Source organism: Pectobacterium peruviense (genome assembly GCF_002847345.1).
Classification (GTDB): Bacteria; Pseudomonadota; Gammaproteobacteria; order Enterobacterales; family Enterobacteriaceae; genus Pectobacterium; species Pectobacterium peruviense.
The window spans coordinates 142,828-158,602 of record NZ_LXFV01000016.1 but is presented as its reverse complement, the minus strand read 5'-3'; the positions used below and the strand labels follow the sequence as shown (position 1 = coordinate 158,602).

At 51.7% G+C, this 15,775-nt stretch carries 15 protein-coding genes; 13 read left to right on the top strand and 2 right to left on the bottom strand.

What is annotated here, in order from left to right; genetic code table 11:
* Positions 1–16: 16 nt before the first annotated feature.
* The 11 genes from bamA (at position 17) to tilS (ending at position 13,664) form a co-directional block, all read left to right on the top strand.
* A complete protein-coding gene (gene bamA, locus A0G03_RS13985; RefSeq protein ID WP_048259060.1) occupies positions 17–2,458 on the top strand; it encodes an outer membrane protein assembly factor BamA in 2,442 nt (813 codons plus the stop codon).
* Between the two features lie 141 nt (positions 2,459–2,599).
* Positions 2,600–3,097 carry a molecular chaperone Skp gene (gene skp, locus A0G03_RS13980; RefSeq protein ID WP_048259061.1) on the top strand — a complete coding sequence of 166 codons (498 nt, stop codon included), beginning with the start codon at positions 2,600–2,602 and terminating at the stop codon, positions 3,095–3,097.
* Between the two features lie 3 nt (positions 3,098–3,100).
* Positions 3,101–4,123 (top strand): UDP-3-O-(3-hydroxymyristoyl)glucosamine N-acyltransferase, encoded by a 1,023-nt coding sequence (gene lpxD, locus A0G03_RS13975; protein WP_048259062.1) that lies wholly within the window; start codon positions 3,101–3,103, stop codon positions 4,121–4,123.
* Positions 4,124–4,225: 102 nt separating this feature from the next.
* Complete coding sequence (gene fabZ / locus A0G03_RS13970; protein WP_005975923.1) at positions 4,226–4,681, top strand: 3-hydroxyacyl-ACP dehydratase FabZ; 456 nt, start codon at positions 4,226–4,228, stop codon at positions 4,679–4,681.
* Between the two features lie 4 nt (positions 4,682–4,685).
* A complete protein-coding gene (lpxA, locus tag A0G03_RS13965; protein ID WP_048259063.1) occupies positions 4,686–5,474 on the top strand; it encodes an acyl-ACP--UDP-N-acetylglucosamine O-acyltransferase in 789 nt (262 codons plus the stop codon).
* Positions 5,475–5,477: 3 nt separating this feature from the next.
* A complete protein-coding gene (lpxB, locus tag A0G03_RS13960; RefSeq protein WP_048259064.1) occupies positions 5,478–6,629 on the top strand; it encodes a lipid-A-disaccharide synthase in 1,152 nt (383 codons plus the stop codon).
* 21 nt (positions 6,630–6,650) lie between these two features.
* Positions 6,651–7,247, top strand: a complete 597-nt coding sequence (rnhB, locus tag A0G03_RS13955) for a ribonuclease HII (RefSeq protein ID WP_048259065.1) — start codon at positions 6,651–6,653, stop codon at positions 7,245–7,247.
* 76 nt (positions 7,248–7,323) lie between these two features.
* Positions 7,324–10,806 (top strand): DNA polymerase III subunit alpha, encoded by a 3,483-nt coding sequence (gene dnaE, locus A0G03_RS13950; protein WP_048259066.1) that lies wholly within the window; start codon positions 7,324–7,326, stop codon positions 10,804–10,806.
* Positions 10,807–10,818: 12 nt separating this feature from the next.
* Positions 10,819–11,778, top strand: coding sequence for an acetyl-CoA carboxylase carboxyl transferase subunit alpha (gene accA / locus A0G03_RS13945; protein ID WP_048259067.1), 960 nt, complete (start codon positions 10,819–10,821; stop codon positions 11,776–11,778).
* A gap of 130 nt (positions 11,779–11,908) precedes the next feature.
* The gene (locus A0G03_RS13940; RefSeq protein ID WP_048259068.1) at positions 11,909–12,298 is read left to right on the top strand and encodes a VOC family protein; all 390 of its coding nucleotides are present in this window, start codon (positions 11,909–11,911) and stop codon (positions 12,296–12,298) included.
* Positions 12,288–13,664 carry a tRNA lysidine(34) synthetase TilS gene (gene tilS / locus A0G03_RS13935; RefSeq protein WP_048259069.1) on the top strand — a complete coding sequence of 459 codons (1,377 nt, stop codon included), beginning with the start codon at positions 12,288–12,290 and terminating at the stop codon, positions 13,662–13,664. The genes A0G03_RS13940 and tilS overlap by 11 nt, the downstream gene beginning before the upstream one ends.
* Before the next feature lie 94 nt (positions 13,665–13,758).
* On the opposite strand, the gene rof is transcribed toward tilS, so the two are convergent.
* Complete coding sequence (gene rof, locus A0G03_RS13930; protein WP_012773648.1) at positions 13,759–14,019, bottom strand: Rho-binding antiterminator; 261 nt, start codon at positions 14,017–14,019, stop codon at positions 13,759–13,761.
* Positions 14,006–14,206: a YaeP family protein gene (locus A0G03_RS13925; protein WP_048259070.1), complete on the bottom strand. Its 201-nt coding sequence runs from the start codon at positions 14,204–14,206 to the stop codon at positions 14,006–14,008. Before A0G03_RS13925 ends, rof begins: the two co-directional genes overlap by 14 nt.
* Before the next feature lie 239 nt (positions 14,207–14,445).
* Here A0G03_RS13925 and A0G03_RS13920 point away from each other — a divergent pair, with 239 nt between their 5' ends.
* Together A0G03_RS13920 and nlpE are read left to right on the top strand one after the other, a co-directional pair.
* Positions 14,446–15,000 (top strand): YaeQ family protein, encoded by a 555-nt coding sequence (locus tag A0G03_RS13920; protein ID WP_048259071.1) that lies wholly within the window; start codon positions 14,446–14,448, stop codon positions 14,998–15,000.
* Positions 15,001–15,071: 71 nt separating this feature from the next.
* A complete protein-coding gene (gene nlpE, locus A0G03_RS13915; protein ID WP_048259163.1) occupies positions 15,072–15,767 on the top strand; it encodes an envelope stress response activation lipoprotein NlpE in 696 nt (231 codons plus the stop codon).
* Positions 15,768–15,775 lie beyond the last annotated feature (8 nt).

Here is a 15,775-nt window from a genome sequence, read left to right as displayed (position 1 = left end):
AAAACGCATAACAACGATGGCGATCAAAAAGTTGCTCATAGCGTCGCTGCTGTTTAGCAGCGCAACCGTATACGGTGCAGACGGGTTCGTAGTGAAGGACATTCATTTCGAGGGCCTGCAAAGGGTTGCCGTCGGGGCGGCACTACTCAGTATGCCAGTCCGCGTTGGTGATACCATCGGTGACGATGATATCGGAAACACCATCCGTGCCTTGTTTGCGACCGGAAATTTTGAAGATGTTCGCGTCCTGCGCGATGGCGAAACGCTGATTGTGCAGGTGAAAGAGCGTCCGACAATCGCCAGTGTCACGTTTTCCGGCAATAAGTCAGTCAAAGACGACATGCTGAAAGAAAACCTGGAAGCCTCGGGCGTGCGCGTTGGTGAAGCGTTAGACCGCACAGCGCTCACCAGCATCGAAAAAGGACTGGAAGATTTCTACTACAGCGTCGGTAAGTACAGTGCGTCGGTTAAAGCCGTTGTCACGCCACTGCCGCGTAACCGCGTAGACCTGAAACTGGTCTTCACGGAAGGCGTTTCCGCCCAGATCCAGCAGATTAATATTGTCGGTAACAAAGCATTCAGTTCCGACGAATTGATCTCCCGTTTCCAACTGCGTGATGAAGTGCCGTGGTGGAACGTGGTCGGTGACCGTAAATACCAGAAACAAAAATTGTCTGGCGATCTGGAAACCCTACGGAGTTTCTATCTGGATCGCGGCTATGCACGTTTCAACATCGATTCCACTCAGGTGAGCCTGACGCCAGATAAAAAAGGCATCTATATCACCATCAATATGACGGAAGGCGAGCAGTACAAGCTGTCCGGCGTGGCGGTGAAAGGCAATCTGGCAGGTCACTCTGCGGAAATCGAAGGGCTGACGAAGATTGAACCTGGTGAGCTCTACAACGGGACGAAAGTGACCCGTATGGAAGAGGACATCAAAAAGCTGCTGGGTCGTTATGGCTATGCCTATCCGCGCGTGGTAACACAGCCGGAAATTAATGACGCAGACAAGACGGTGAGATTAAACATCAACGTTGATGCGGGTAACCGCTTCTATGTGCGTCATGTTCGCTTTGACGGCAACGACACCTCGAAAGATTCTGTTCTGCGCCGTGAAATGCGCCAGATGGAAGGTGCCTGGTTAGGCAACGATCTGGTTGAACAAGGCAAAGAGCGTCTAAACCGATTGGGATACTTTGAAAGCGTTGAGGTAGAAACACAGCGTGTTCCCGGTGTCGCCGATCAGGTTGATGTGACGTATAAGGTCAAAGAGCGCAATACGGGTACATTCAATTTTGGTGTTGGTTTCGGTACAGAAAGTGGCGTGAGTTTCCAGGCTGGGGTTCAACAGGACAACTGGCTGGGAACGGGTAACTCCGTTGGTATCAGCGGGACTAAGAACGACTACCAGACGTATGTTGAGCTATCACTGACCGACCCGTACTTTACTGTCGATGGCGTTAGCCTCGGTGGACGCATCTTCTATAACAAATTTGAAGCGTCTGACGCCGATCTGTCCGACTATACCAACGTGAGCTATGGCGTTGGCAGCACTCTGGGTTTCCCGATTAACGAGAATAACTCACTGCGTGTCGGTCTGGATTATGTGCATAACGACCTGTCGGATATGAGACCGCAGGTGGCGATGTGGCGTTATCTGGATTCCGTGGGTGTCAATCCATCCGTGGTTGATCCGAATGCCAAATCCAATGCGGACTTCAAAGCGAACGATTTCTTCCTGAATACCGGTTGGTCATATAACAATCTGGATCGCGGTTACTTCCCGACGAAAGGAACGCGTGCATCCGCGAATGCCAAGATCGCGGTGCCGGGTTCGGACAACGAATACTACAAACTGACGTTTGATTCGGCGAGCTACTATCCACTGACCGAGAGTGGTAAATGGGTGGTGATGGGCCGTACGCGTGCAGGTTTTGCGGATGGTATCGGAAGTAAAGAAGTGCCTTTCTACGACAACTTCTATGCCGGTGGTTCCAGTACAGTGCGTGGCTTCCAGTCGAATACGATTGGACCTAAAGCGGCGTATTATCAATGTACCCGTACATCTGGAGCTCTCCCACCTTCTTATTCTGGTTGTGGTATTGATAAAACCAATCTGGATGATGCCGTTGGTGGTAACGCGATGGCGGTGTTGAGTGCGGAACTGATCGTACCGACGCCATTTATCAGTGATAAATACGCGAGCTCTGTGCGTACTTCCTTCTTTGTGGATGGCGGTACGGTATGGGATACCAACTGGAAAAATACACAGGAAACGATTGACGCAGGCGTGCCGGATTACAGCAAGGCGAGCAACTTCCGTGTTTCCAGCGGTATCGCGTTACAATGGATGTCTCCGCTTGGGCCATTGGTCTTCTCCTATGCCCAGCCGGTTAAAAAGTACGATGGAGACAAGTCGGAACAATTCCAGTTTAACATTGGCAAAACCTGGTAGTGTGACGTCCGTAGGTCGTATGCAGGGAATGTCGCATCGCTGCTCATTGGCATGAATGCTGGAAATACAGCTGAGGCCATGACGCGATGCCCATCATTAAAGTGTTAAGACACAAATTTAGGTTAGGTTGAGGAGTTTATAGTGAAAAAGTGGTTATGTGCCGCAGGCCTCGGTTTAGCATTGGCTGCTTCAGCCAGCGTTCAGGCTGCTGACAAGATTGCCGTTGTTAACGTTTCCAGTATCTTCCAACAGTTGCCGCAGCGTGAAAGCGTTGGCAAACAGCTGGAAAACGAGTTCAAAGGCCGTGCTTCTGAACTGCAATCGATGGAAAACGATTTACAGACCAAGATGCAGAAGTTGCAGCGTGATGGTTCTACCATGAAAGCGAGCGATCGCAGCAAAATGGAAAAAGACGTCATGGCGCAGCGCGAGCAGTTCTCTACGAAAGCGCAGGCTTTTGAGCAGGACAACCGTCGCCGTCAGACTGAAGAACGCAACAAAATCCTGAGTCGTATTCAGGATGCGGTGAAAGCCGTTGCAACCAAAGAAGGTTATGATGTCGTGATTGACGCTAACGCTGTTGCGTATGTCGCCAATGCCAAAGACATTACTGCCGATGTGCTGAAACAGGTTAAATAAACCATGTATTCAATTCGACTGGACGCGTTAGCTCAACAGTTGGATGCACAATTACACGGTGATGGCGATATCGTCATCACCGGTGTTGCTTCTATGCATTCGGCAAAAACTGGGCAAATTACGTTTCTTTCCGACAGTCGTTACCGTGAGCAACTGGCCGGGACGCAAGCGTCTGCGGTCGTGCTGACGGAAGCGGATTTACCTTACTGTCAGGTTGCTGCGTTGGTAGTGAAAAATCCCTACCTTACCTATGCCCGCATGGCGCAGCTGCTGGATACGACACCGCAACCGGCCACTGATATTGCTCCGAGTGCAGTGATTGCTCCCGATGCAACGCTGGGTCAGCATGTGTCCGTTGGCGCAAATGCTGTCATCGAATCTGGCGCACAGTTGGGTGATGGCGTTGTCATCGGCCCAGGCTGTTTTATTGGTAAAGATGCCCGTATTGGTGCCGGAACCCGTTTGTGGGCAAATGTAACGATTTATCACCGCGTTGAGCTTGGTGAGCATTGCCTGATCCAGTCTGGGACGGTGATCGGTTCTGACGGCTTTGGCTATGCTAACGATCGCGGCAACTGGGTGAAGATCCCGCAGTTGGGAACGGTCAGAATTGGCGATCGGGTTGAGATTGGCGCGAGCACGACCATCGATCGTGGTGCGTTGGATGATACGGTCATTGGCAATGGTGTTATCATTGATAACCAATGTCAGATTGCGCACAACGTCGTGATTGGCGACAATACCGCGGTCGCGGGTGGCGTCATTATGGCGGGGAGCTTGAAAATTGGTCGTTATTGTATGATCGGCGGTGCCAGCGTGATTAACGGGCACATGGAGATCTGCGATAAAGTGACGGTAACAGGAATGGGTATGGTCATGCGACCAATCACTGAACCTGGGGTATACTCTTCGGGTATTCCTTTGCAACCCAATAAAGTGTGGCGCAAAACTGCAGCGCTGGTGATGAATATTGATGAGATAAGCAAACGGTTGAAAGCCGTTGAACGAAAAGTCGATAACGTTTAATCACTCGCGTTTTATTTGCGGCCTGCCTGAAGACACCTAATTTAGGGTCTGCGCAGGCCGTGTTGTTGATGGCATCAGTTTTTTATGGACAGGAAGAGTATTTTGACTACTGACACTCATACTCTGAATATTGAAGAGATTTTAGAATTATTACCGCACCGTTTCCCGTTTTTACTGGTTGATCGGGTACTGGATTTTGAAGAAGGGAAGTTTCTGCGGGCGGTGAAAAACGTCTCTTTCAACGAACCCTTTTTCCAGGGGCATTTCCCGGGCAAACCTATTTTTCCCGGTGTATTGATTCTGGAAGCAATGGCTCAGGCTACGGGTATTCTGGCGTTTAAAAGCGTCGGTAAACTGGAGCCGGGTGAGCTGTACTATTTCGCCGCTGTGGACGAAGCGCGCTTTAAGCGCCCCGTGCAGCCAGGCGATCAAATGATCCTTGAAGTTGAATTCATTAAAGAGCGTCGTGGCGTTGCGCGCTTTAAAGGTGTTGCCAAAGTTGATGGCGAAGTGGCCTGTGAAGCGTCAATGATGTGTGCTCGTCGTCGGGAGTCCTGATAACGTGATTGATCAAACCGCCTTTATTCATCCTAGTTCGATTGTTGAAGACGGTGCCATTATTGGCGCTGGTGTTCATATTGGCCCTTTCTGCTACATCGGTTCTCAGGTTGAGATCGGTGCAGGTACGGTGCTGAAATCGCATGTCGTCGTCAATGGCGTCACTAAAATTGGCCGCGACAACGAAATCTATCAGTTCACGTCAATTGGTGAAGTGAATCAGGATCTCAAATATGCTGGGGAACCGACCCGCGTTGAGATTGGCGATCGTAACCGCATCCGTGAAAGCGTCACGATTCATCGTGGCACGTCGCAGGGCGGCGGGTTGACTAAAGTCGGTAGCGATAACCTGTTGATGATCAACACGCATATCGCGCACGACTGCGTAGTGGGCAATCGCTGTATTCTGGCGAATAACGCTACGTTGGGCGGCCACGTTTCCGTCGATGATTTTGCGATTATCGGTGGGATGACGGCTGTGCACCAGTTCTGCATTATCGGTGCTCACGTGATGGTTGGCGGGTGCTCTGGTGTGGCGCAAGACGTGCCGCCGTATGTTATCGCGCAGGGTAACCACGCTACGCCGTTTGGCTTGAACATCGAAGGCCTGAAGCGTCGTGGATTCGAAAAAGAAACGCTGCATGCGATCCGTAACGCGTACAAGCTGCTCTACCGTAGCGGTAAAACGCTGGACGAGGTGAAACCGGAAATCGAAGCGCTGGCGGCTGAATATCCAGCAGTGCAGGCATTTACCGATTTCTTTGCCCGTTCTACCCGCGGCATCATTCGTTAATCCATGTCATCACGTCCTTTGACTATTGGGCTAGTCGCCGGAGAAACTTCCGGCGACATCCTTGGCGCGGGTTTGATCCGTGCGCTAAAAGAAAAGGTGCCCGATGCGCGGTTTGTCGGTGTTGCTGGACCGCGTATGCAGGCTGAAGGTTGTGAAGCCTGGTACGAAATGGAAGAGCTAGCCGTTATGGGCATTGTTGAAGTGCTCGGACGCCTTCCTCGTCTGCTAAAAATTCGGCGGGATTTAACCCAGCGTTTCAGCGAACTTCAGCCCGATGTCTTCGTGGGCATTGATGCACCTGATTTCAATATCACGCTGGAGGGCAACCTCAAACAGCGCGGTATCAATACCATTCACTATGTCAGCCCGTCCGTGTGGGCCTGGCGTCAAAAACGTGTTTTCAAAATAGGTAAAGCGACCAATTTGGTGCTGGCTTTCCTGCCTTTTGAAAAAGCGTTTTACGATCGTTTCAATGTACCTTGTCGCTTTATCGGTCATACGATGGCTGATGCGATGCCGCTGCATCCCGATAAAATGGCCGCCCGTGAGACGTTGGGTATTGCGCCCGATGCGCACTGTTTGGCGCTGCTGCCGGGCAGTCGTGGCGCAGAAGTTGAAATGCTTAGCGCGGATTTCCTCAATACGGCTGTGTTACTACGACAGCATTTCCCCGATCTGGAAATTGTTGTTCCTTTGGTGAACAGTAAGCGTCGTGAACAGTTCGAACAGATAAAAAATAGCGTGGCCCCCGATCTGCGCGTGCATTTGCTGGATGGGCAGGCGCGTGAAGCCATGATTGCCAGTGATGCGGCGCTATTGGCATCTGGTACTGCGGCACTGGAGTGCATGCTAGCGAAGTGTCCGATGGTAGTGGGTTATCGCATGAAGCCCTTTACCTTCTGGCTGGCGCAGCGCTTGGTCAAAACACCGTGGGTGTCGCTGCCGAATTTGCTGGCTGGGCGTGAGCTGGTGACTGAATTGCTCCAGACCGACTGTACCCCAGATAAGCTCGCCGCTGCGCTGCTGCTGCTGTTTGCCGATACGGATAAAATGGCTGAGCTACGCACGACATTTGTGGATTTGCACCAGCAAATTCGCTGTAATGCCGATGAGCAAGCCGCTCAGGCGGTACTTGAATTAGTCACGCCTCGTTAATAAAAACATGTTAATAACACTATGAGCGAAATATTTATTTACCCGCAGGCGACCTGCATCGCTGGCGTTGATGAAGTGGGCCGTGGCCCTTTGGTTGGTGCTGTCGTGACGGCTGCGGTGATTCTTGACCCAGCTCGGCCAATTGTCGGGTTGGCGGATTCCAAACAGCTGAGTGAAAAACGTCGGCTATCGCTCTATGATGAAATCAAAGAAAAGGCGCTGGCGTGGAGTCTTGGCCGTGCGGAACCGGAAGAGATTGACCAACTGAATATTCTGCATGCTACCATGTTAGCTATGCAGCGTGCGGTGGCTGCTTTGACTATTGTGCCTGATTTTGTTCTCATTGACGGCAACCGTTGCCCGGCGTTGTCGATGCCCGCGCAGGCGGTTGTTAAAGGGGATAGCCGCGTGGCAGAAATCAGCGCGGCCTCAATTATGGCGAAAGTGACTCGCGATCGTGAGATGGTCGAGTTGGATCAACGCTTCCCCGCTTATGGTTTTGCCCAACATAAAGGCTATCCAACGGCTTTTCATCTGGAGAAACTGGCCGCACTGGGTGCCACTGAGTTTCACCGTCGGAGCTTCGCGCCAGTTAAGCGTGTGTTAGGGCTGGCGTAAAACATCATCATTAACTCTCTGTGTTGTGATATCACGATTGCAACGCTGACTACTCAATAAATTCTGGGATCTGGAGATGGCCGAACCACGTTTTGTTCACCTGCGTGTTCACAGTGACTATTCCATGATCGATGGGCTGGCCAAAGTCGGTCCGCTGGTAAAAAAAGCGGCGGCACTCGGTATGCCAGCGCTGGCGATTACCGATTTTACCAACCTGTGTGGGCTGGTTAAATTCTATGGCGGCGCGCATGGCGCTGGGGTCAAACCTATCATCGGCGCAGACTTCTATGTCGAAAGCGATGAGCTAGGGGATGAGCTGGCACATCTCACTGTGCTGGCCATGAACAATGAAGGCTACCAGAACCTCACGCTGCTAATTTCCCATGCTTATCAACGTGGTTATGGGGCTGCCGGGCCGACGATTGACCGCGATTGGCTGATTGAACATCAGGAAGGCCTGATTTTACTGTCAGGTGGTCGCCGTGGCGATGTTGGCCGATTTTTGCTGCGTGGTAATCAGGCGCAGGCTGAAGAGTGTCTGGCGTTCTACCAGGAACATTTTCCTCAGCGTTACTATCTGGAATTGACCCGCACGTCTCGTCCCGACGAAGAAAGCTATATACACGCGGCCGTGGAGTTGGCAACCAAGTACGGGCTACCCGTTGTGGCGACCAATGAAGTGTGCTTCATCAGCACTGATGATTTTGACGCTCACGAAATTCGTGTAGCCATTCATGATGGCTACACGCTCGACGATCCCAAACGCCCACGTCATTACAGTCCACAGCAGTACATGCGCTCGGAAGAGGAAATGTGCGAGCTGTTTGCCGACATCCCCGAAGCGCTGGCGAACAGCGTTGAAATTGCCAAACGCTGTAACGTCACGATCCGTTTGGGCGAATATTTTCTGCCGCAGTTCCCGACGGGCGATATGAGTACGGCTGATTTTCTGGTTCAGTGCTCGAAAAAAGGGCTGGAAGATCGTCTCGAATTCCTTTTCCCTGACCCAGAAGTACGCGCCGAGCGTCGGCCTGAATATGATGAGCGTCTGGATATTGAACTGGGCGTTATCAACCAGATGGGTTTCCCCGGCTACTTCTTGATCGTAATGGAATTTATTCAGTGGTCGAAGGATAACGATGTGCCGGTTGGTCCGGGACGTGGTTCCGGTGCAGGCTCGTTGGTCGCTTATGCGCTGAAAATTACCGATCTGGATCCGCTAGAATTCGACCTTCTGTTCGAACGCTTCCTCAACCCTGAACGTATCTCGATGCCTGACTTTGACGTCGATTTCTGTATGGAAAAACGCGACATGGTTATCGACCACGTTGCGGAGCTGTACGGACGTGATGCGGTATCGCAGATTATCACCTTTGGTACGATGGCGGCGAAAGCGGTTATTCGTGACGTAGGGCGCGTGCTCGGGCACCCTTATGGGTTTGTCGATCGTATTTCAAAACTGGTGCCACCCGATCCGGGCATGACGCTGGAAAAAGCCTTTGCCGCCGAGCCGCAACTGCCGGAAATTTATGAAGCCGATGAGGAAGTTAAGGCTCTCATCGATATGGCACGCAAGCTCGAAGGGGTAACGCGTAACGCCGGTAAACATGCGGGTGGGGTGGTGATATCCCCCACCAAGATTACCGATTTCGCGCCGCTGTATTGCGATTCGGAAGGGAACCATCCGGTTACCCAGTTTGATAAGAACGACGTGGAATATGCCGGGCTGGTGAAGTTTGACTTCCTAGGCCTGCGTACGTTGACCATCATCGACTGGGCGCTAGAGATGATCAACGCCCGTCGCGCGAAGCTAGGACAGGAACCGATTGATATCGCGGCGATTCCGCTCGGCGATAAGAAAAGTTTCGATATGCTGCAACGTTCGGAAACCACCGCGGTATTCCAGCTTGAATCGCGCGGCATGAAAGATCTGATCAAACGCCTGAAGCCCGACTGCTTTGAAGATATGATCGCACTGGTGGCGCTTTTCCGCCCTGGTCCGCTGCAATCCGGCATGGTGGATAACTTCATCGACCGTAAGCATGGTCGTGAAGCAATTTCGTATCCTGATATTGAATGGCAGCATGAGTCACTCAAGCCTGTGCTGGAGCCGACCTACGGTATTATCCTGTATCAGGAACAGGTCATGCAGATCGCTCAGGTTCTGGCGGGTTATACGCTTGGGGGCGCGGACATGCTGCGTCGTGCGATGGGGAAAAAGAACCCCGTTGAAATGGCGAAGCAGCGTGGTGGCTTTGAAGATGGTGCCAAATCTCGCGGCGTGAACGGCGAATTGGCGGTTAAGATTTTCGACCTGGTGGAAAAATTCGCCGGTTATGGCTTTAATAAATCTCACTCCGCGGCCTATGCGCTGGTGTCTTACCAAACGCTGTGGCTGAAAGCGCACTATCCAGCTGAATTCATGGCGGCGGTGATGACGGCCGATATGGACAACACGGATAAAGTGGTGGGGCTGGTTGATGAATGCTGGCGGATGGGATTAAAAATCCTGCCTCCGGACATCAACAGCGGACTGTATCACTTCCACGTTAATGACGATGGCGAGATTGTTTACGGCATCGGCGCGATTAAAGGCGTCGGTGAAGGCCCGATTGAGGCGATTATTGAAGCGCGTAATCAGGGCGGCTATTTTAGAGAGCTGTTTGACCTCTGCGCGCGCACTGACATTAAAAAGCTGAACCGCCGTGTGCTGGAAAAGCTGATTATGTCTGGGGCGTTTGACCGTCTTGGGCCGCATCGCGCCGCGCTGATGAACTCATTGGCTGATGCGCTAAAGGCGGCCGATCAGCATGCTAAAGCGGAAGCCATTGGTCAGGTGGATATGTTCGGCGTGCTAGCCGATGCGCCTGAGCAGGTTGAGCAATCCTACAGCACAGTGCCGCCGTGGCCGGAACAGGTCGTGTTGGACGGTGAGCGGGAGACGCTGGGGCTGTACCTGACCGGCCATCCGATCACGCAATATATTAAGGAAATTGAACGCTATGCCGGTGGCGTACGTTTGAAAGATATGCACCCGACGGATCGGGGTAAAATGACCACTGCCGTTGGGCTGGTGTTGGCGGCTCGCGTCATGGTAACCAAGCGGGGCAACCGTATTGGTATCTGTACATTGGACGATCGTTCCGGTCGGCTTGAGATAATGCTGTTTACTGATGCGTTGGAAAAATATCAGCATTTACTTGAGAAAGACCGTATCCTTATCGCCAGTGGACAGGTCAGCTTTGATGACTTCAGCGGCGGGCTTAAAATGACCGTCCGAGAGTTAATGGATATCAGTGAAGCGCGGGAAAAATACGCGCGCGGGCTTGCTATCTCGCTGACTGACAGGCAAATTGATGACCAGCTATTAAACCGTCTCCGTCAATCGTTGGAACCCCATCGATCGGGGACGATCCCAGTGCATCTCTATTACCAGCGTGAAGATGCGCGCGCCCGACTACGTTTCGGCGCAGCATGGCGTGTAACGCCTGCCGATTCGCTATTGAACGAGCTGCGTACATTAGTGGGTAATGAGCAGGTGGAACTGGAATTTGACTAATATAGGAATACTATGAGTCTGAATTTTCTTGATTTTGAGCAGCCGATTGCAGAGTTGGAAGCGAAAATTGACTCGCTGACCGCAGTCAGCCGTCAAGACGAAAAATTGGATATTAATCTGGACGAAGAAGTCCAGCGCCTGCGTGAGAAGAGCGTTGAACTGACGCGCAAAATCTTCGCCGATTTGGGTGCTTGGCAGGTTGCGCAATTAGCGCGCCATCCGCAACGTCCTTATACGCTTGATTATATTAAGCACATTTTTACCGATTTTGATGAATTGGCTGGCGATCGTGCCTATGCCGATGACAAAGCGATTGTCGGCGGGATTGCCCGTTTGGATGGACGTCCGGTGATGATCATTGGTCATCAGAAAGGTCGTGAAACCAAAGAAAAGATTCGCCGTAATTTCGGCATGCCTGCTCCAGAAGGGTATCGCAAAGCGCTGCGCCTGATGGAAATGGCCGATCGCTTCAGGATGGCGATCATCACCTTTATCGATACGCCGGGTGCTTATCCAGGCGTTGGCGCAGAAGAACGTGGTCAGTCTGAAGCTATCGCACGCAACCTGCGTGAAATGTCGACGCTGCGTGTGCCAATCATCTGTACCGTTATCGGTGAAGGTGGTTCCGGTGGTGCGTTGGCTATCGGCGTGGGCGACAAGGTCAACATGTTGCAATACAGCACCTACTCGGTCATTTCACCGGAAGGCTGTGCGTCTATCCTGTGGAAGAGCGCGGATAAGGCACCGTTGGCGGCTGAAGCCATGGGCATCATCGCGCCGCGTCTGAAAGAGTTGAAGCTGATCGATACCGTGATTCCTGAACCGTTGGGTTCCGCGCATCGTAACGTTCCGGTAATGGCTGCGGCGCTGAAAGCGCAACTGTTGGCCGATCTGCTCGACCTCGAAGGCCTGAGCGAAGAGGCACTGCTGAACCGCCGCTATCAGCGTTTGATGAACTATGGTTATTGCTGATACACAGTGTTATTGCTGATGACGTGACTGTCTGATTGATTGCAGTCTTATCAATCAGGCTATTCTGGCGTTACTCTGAAAATCCGTTGTCAGGAATGACAGCGGATTTTTTGCTATGAGGGTTTGAAGAATGCTGAAATTGCTCGATGTACACCACATTGCTGTGATTGCCTCTGACTATGAACGCAGCAAAGCATTTTATTGTGACGTGCTGGGATTTACGTTGAACAATGAGGTCTATCGTGCCGCGCGACAGTCATGGAAAGGCGATCTCTCGCTGAATGGGCGTTACACCATCGAGCTATTTTCTTTCCCTCATCCACCTGCGCGTGTCAGTCGACCTGAGGCTTGCGGTTTACGCCATCTGGCTTTTGCTGTAGCTGATGTCGAACAGGCCATTGCCTCACTGGCGCAGGCTGGTGTCATTTGTGAACCCGTACGGATCGATTCTGAAACGCAGCGGCGTTTCACGTTTTTCTCCGATCCTGACGACCAGCCTTTAGAACTGTATGAGATCTGATACCGTGGACCGTACCGAACCTGACGATGAATTACTCCAGACGATCGTGATGCAAACGGCCGGATGCGAGTCGATCCTGTTGGCCTACAGCGGTGGTCTCGACTCTAGCGTGTTATTACATCTGCTGGTGGCTGTGCGTCAGCGTTCTGGGCTGACTATTCGTGCGGCTTATATACATCATGGCTTAAATCCGCTGGCAGACAGTTGGGCTGAACATTGTCGTCAACAGTGTGAGCGCTGGCTGGTGCCATTTTCTTCGCTGGCAGTGACAGTTGAATCACAGAATGGCGGCATTGAAGCCGCAGCCAGAACCGCGCGCTATCAGGCGCTGAAAATGCATTTGCAAGAGAGCGAAACCTTGTTGACGGCACAGCACCTTGACGACCAAAGCGAAACTTTTTTATTGGCGCTTAAACGCGGTAGCGGGCCTGCCGGATTGTCTGCGATGGCGGCTGACAGCTTCCTCGGTGAGCATCGTTTAGTACGTCCGTTGTTAGGTTTTTCTCGTTTACAATTAGAAGCGTACGCGCAGCAGCATCAGCTTCACTGGATTGAAGACGACAGCAACCAGGATGAGCGTTTTGACCGCAATTTTTTACGCCGCCAGATCTTACCGAGACTGACGCAGCGCTGGCCGCATTTCCCCTCTGCCGTTGCGCGTAGCGCCCAGCTTTGTGCCGAACAGGAAGAACTGCTCGATGAGTTACTGGAGGAGTCATTGCGGGCACTATGCCAGCCGGATGGCGCGTTGAGCATTGATGGTCTGTTGCCGCTAAGTCCGGTGCGGCGTTTTGCGTTGCTGCGGCGTTGGCTGTCGCAACAAGGGGCGACCATGCCCGCGCGCGATCAGTTGCAACGACTCTGGGATGAGGTTGCGACGAGCCGGCTGGATGCGGAACCTATATTGCAACTGAATCAGATGCAGATTCGCCGTTTTCGTCAGCATCTTTATCTACTGCCGCTGATGCAATCGCTCAAAGACCGCGTTCTGCCATGGCAGCCGACGTTATGTCCGTTATCTCTCCCTGACAACTTAGGTACGCTGTTGCTGGCCGATAGTGGGGTGGCGGTTCGTGCGCCGGAAAACGGTGAAGCGGTGAGTATTCGCTTTTCGACCAGCGGAACCGTGCATATTGTTGGCAGAGCACACGGTCGGCAAATCAAGAAACTCTGGCAGGAACTGGATGTTCCGCCCTGGTGGCGCGACCGGACGCCGCTGGTGTTCTATAACGAGCAACTGATTGCTGCCATTGGGCGATTTGTTACGCGAGAAGGGCAAGTGAGAGAACATCAGCCTGTGTGGCACATTACGTGGGAAAAACAAGTTTGGGAAAATAAACCTGGGGAAAAAACCGGGGAAACATGATGTTAGTTAGCGCTGAAATAAAAACGGACAACTTGTGTTGTCCGTTTGGGAAGCATTTATTCAGCGTTTGCCGCTAAATGAAAGGAGAAGTCTGTCAGGATTCGCTGACGACGACCTTCCCGATTTCAGGATGACTAAAACTGACGATGTGGTCGAGGCGCAGTTCGCGCGTAGCACCGGATGCTTCAATCACCAGATATTCGACCTGCTTACGTGAGATCATGTCACTGGCTTTACCGGTCACAACTTCACCATTACGTAGTTCCAGCGTCAGCGTTAGATTCTGCTGACAGGTGGCTTCCAGGCTGTCGTAATCATCACAGTTGATGGGTTGATATTCATTACTCATTGACATAATCACTCACCAATAAGTTAGCGGCGGCAAAAGCTGCCTGTTCCCTGACGGAGGATGGCAACGCCTCATTCGCGGCAATGCCATCCAGGGTTTTTAAAACACAACCCAGCGAATCGGGTATATAGCCCAGAGCGCCACCGGCGATCTCTGCGTATAAGCGACGTACTAATTCACAGTATTCTTGCACTATATCCTCCCTTGAAAGCTTAGCTCGGTAGATATTCATGCATCATCACTCGTTGTGGTGCGCGATGTTGTAAGCCTACGAAGATAAACTCTATTTATCAAACCGACTATAGCATAGGGACTAACAGGATATCAGTAGTCCTTAGAGGCCTAATCTATCGGTTACGTGGCAGATATCACCTTTACTGTGAGGATGGCGCTAACTCAAGTAAACTAGGGGGGAATAAATACGAGGTCACGATGGCATTAAAAGCAACGGTTTACAAAGCAGTAATCAATATCGCCGATATGGATCGGAATTTTTTTCACGACGCGAATCTGACGATAGCGCAGCATCCGTCTGAAACTGAGCAGCGTATGATGCTGCGGCTTTTAGCGTGGATTTGCCATGCTGATGAAAACCTGCGCTTTACCAAAGGGCTCAGCGCAGATGACGAGCCGGAAATCTGGCGACGTAATGATACGATGGAGCTGGAATTGTGGATTGAGCTAGGCCTGCCGGATGAAAAGCGGCTGAAGAAAGCCTGCAACCAGTCCCGTTCCGTTGTTTTGTACGCCTACAGCGAGCGTGCGGCACAGGTGTGGTGGAATGCGATATCGAATAAGGTCTCCGGGTACAAGAATTTGGCTGTCCGCTTTTTAGATGACAATCAACTGGCTCAGATTGCCGGACTAATCCAACGCACCATGTCATTGCAGGCAACCATACAGGACGGCACGATCTGGTTGTCTGACGATAAGAATAGTCTTGAAATAGCATTTTCTGAGTGGAAAATTCCCCAGACTCAGGGATGATAACGAGTTGGGTACGTTCCAGCGTATTGAGTAAGAACGGGAAAACAGGACAGAGGGACAGAAAAATAATGATGAAAAAACTGGCTATCGGTGTGCTGTTGATTGCGGGGATTTCTGGGTTGATCGGGTGCCATACCCGCTCACAAGTTCAGGAAGAGCCCCTTAAACCAATGGCGCAAAGTTATCGTGGCGTTTTACCCTGTGCGGACTGTGGAGGGATTGATACGTCACTGTTTTTGGAAAAAGACGGGACTTTTGTTCTGCGTGAACAGTATCAAACGACGAGAGAGGGTAACAACACGTTCGCTTCCTATGGGCAATGGAGACGTACCGCAGATAAGCTGGTGCTGACGGATAGCGCGGGCGAAAAACGTTACTTCCGCCCAGTTGATAGCGCTCTTGAAATGTTGGATCAACAAGGTTTGCCCATCAATTCCTCTCTTCCTCGCCAGCTGACTGCAACCGAGCAGCCGCTGCCAAACACGCCGATGGTAATGAAGGGAATGTACCGCTATATGGCGGACGTCGCGACCTTCTCTGACTGTGCGACAGGAAAAACCTTTGTGATGGATGACAGCGCGGAGTTGGAAAGACAATATTTTCGCGTGAGAGATAAAGCCGCTGAACCGGTATTACTTGTTCTCACTGCGCATTTTGCCGTTATTCCGTCGATGGAAGAAGGGCAGATGGTGAAAGCAGTTGTCCCCAACGGCAGTGATAAAGTACGCATGAAGGCACGAGCAAATTGCGATACACAGATAGACTGACTTGACGT

Coding starts and splice junctions, on each gene's coding strand:
- bamA (WP_048259060.1), top strand. CDS start 17: ATGGCGATCAAAAAGTTGCTCATAGCGTCGCTGCTGTTTAGCAGCGCA.
- lpxD (WP_048259062.1), top strand. CDS start 3,101: ATGTATTCAATTCGACTGGACGCGTTAGCTCAACAGTTGGATGCACAA.
- lpxB (WP_048259064.1), top strand. CDS start 5,478: ATGTCATCACGTCCTTTGACTATTGGGCTAGTCGCCGGAGAAACTTCC.
- rnhB (WP_048259065.1), top strand. CDS start 6,651: ATGAGCGAAATATTTATTTACCCGCAGGCGACCTGCATCGCTGGCGTT.
- dnaE (WP_048259066.1), top strand. CDS start 7,324: ATGGCCGAACCACGTTTTGTTCACCTGCGTGTTCACAGTGACTATTCC.
- accA (WP_048259067.1), top strand. CDS start 10,819: ATGAGTCTGAATTTTCTTGATTTTGAGCAGCCGATTGCAGAGTTGGAA.
- A0G03_RS13940 (WP_048259068.1), top strand. CDS start 11,909: ATGCTGAAATTGCTCGATGTACACCACATTGCTGTGATTGCCTCTGAC.
- tilS (WP_048259069.1), top strand. CDS start 12,288: ATGAGATCTGATACCGTGGACCGTACCGAACCTGACGATGAATTACTC.
- rof (WP_012773648.1), bottom strand. CDS start 14,019: ATGTCAATGAGTAATGAATATCAACCCATCAACTGTGATGATTACGAC.
- A0G03_RS13920 (WP_048259071.1), top strand. CDS start 14,446: ATGGCATTAAAAGCAACGGTTTACAAAGCAGTAATCAATATCGCCGAT.
- nlpE (WP_048259163.1), top strand. CDS start 15,072: ATGAAAAAACTGGCTATCGGTGTGCTGTTGATTGCGGGGATTTCTGGG.